Source organism: Bradyrhizobium sp. Ken51 (assembly GCF_055807435.1).
The window spans coordinates 1-241 of the sequence record NZ_JBVVPB010000207.1 but is presented as its reverse complement, the minus strand read 5'-3'; the positions used below and the strand labels follow the sequence as shown (position 1 = coordinate 241).

The 241-nt window shown below is 65.1% G+C and carries 1 protein-coding gene; it reads left to right on the top strand.

Annotated features, from left to right (window positions below; genetic code table 11):
• A partial coding sequence (locus AC0L27_RS41495) for an ATP-binding cassette domain-containing protein (RefSeq protein WP_473323937.1) occupies nucleotides 1-241 on the top strand: 241 nt, incomplete at both ends.

Sequence of the window (241 nt, the reverse complement as noted above, 5' to 3'; positions counted from 1 at the left end):
GTTTGACGCTGCCGCGCCCGCAGGGCCGACTCTCGGTCGAGGGGCTCTCCTATGTGCCGCCGTTTGGTTCGAAGCCCATCCTGCGCGGGGTATCGTTCGCAATCGAGCCGGGCGAAGTACTGGGCATCATTGGTCCTTCAGGCGCCGGGAAATCCACGCTTTCGCGTCATCTGGTCGGTGTGCTTGCGCCATGTGCTGGCGCGGTGCGACTGGACGGGGCGGACGTCTCGAGCTGGATCAA